The sequence below is a fragment of the Mycobacterium sp. GA-2829 genome (assembly GCF_001499965.1).
GTDB lineage: Bacteria > Actinomycetota > Actinomycetes > Mycobacteriales > Mycobacteriaceae > Mycobacterium.
Genome location: NZ_LQIT01000094.1, coordinates 1 through 1030 on the forward strand (window position 1 = coordinate 1; position 1030 = coordinate 1030).

Genomic DNA, 1030 nt, shown 5'->3' on the forward strand with positions numbered 1-1030 from the left:
TGTACCCGGCAGGGACGTTGTTGACGGTTTGGCTGTGAGAAGGGAGGACCTCCGGGCTTAGTGGAGATGTCTGACGTCTCTACTCACACACGGAGGTCCTCGTGCCCCACGCTAATGCCCGGTTGACCGTTCATGGTCGGCAACTGTTGGTCGATCGGATCCTCAAGGGCGGGCGCAAGCCTGCGCACGTCGCCGCCGAACTTGGTGTGTCGCGCCAATGCGCCTATCGGTGGGTGCGCCGATTTCTCGACGAAGGTCCGGCCGGACTGCGTGACCGCTCCTCACGGCCGCACCGCTGTCCGACCCGCACCGCCCCGGAGGTGGAAGCATCCATCGTGGCGCTGCGCCAGTCGGCGCGGCGAGGTCAGCAGTTCATCGCCGACGAACTCGGCGTGCCGGCCCGCACTGTCAGTGCTGTCCTGCGCCGCCATCAGCTGCCCTACCTCCGCGAGTGCGACCCTCTGACCGGCCAGGTCATCCGCTCGTCGAAGGCCACTGCCATCCGCTACGAACGTGAGCATCCCGGCGAGCTAATCCACATGGACGTCAAGAAGATTGGCCGGATCCCCGACGGCGGAGGCTGGAAGGCCCACGGCCGCAGCGAAGAGGTCCGCGGCCGCGGCATCGGCTATGACTACGTGCACTCAGCAATCGACGACCATTCCCGGCTGGCCTACTCAGAAATCCTCCCTGACGAGAAAGGCCGCACCTGCGCCGGATTCTTAACCCGCGCAGCGGCCTACTTCACCGCCGCAGGTATCGAGCGCATCGAACGCGTCATGACCGACAACGCGTTGGCCTACCGCCGCAGCACCGACATGCAGAAGGCGGTGGCCCGGTTGGAAGCCCGCCAGGTGTTCATCCGTCCCCATTGCCCGTGGCAGAACGGCAAGGCTGAGCGGTTCAACCGCACACTGCAGACCGAATGGGCCTATCACCAAGTCTTCACCACCAACGACGCCCGCTGCGCTGCGCTTGCCCCGTGGCTTGAGCACTACAACAATCAACGCCGCCACTCAGCCATCGGAGG

Annotated in this window: 1 protein-coding gene; it reads left to right on the plus strand. The window is 65.2% G+C overall.

Going from position 1 to position 1030, the window contains the following annotated elements:
* Positions 1–101 precede the first annotated feature (101 nt).
* Positions 102–1030 (plus strand): IS481 family transposase (locus AU194_RS30780; protein ID WP_059093043.1); only part of this gene is annotated, 929 nt, incomplete at its 3' end.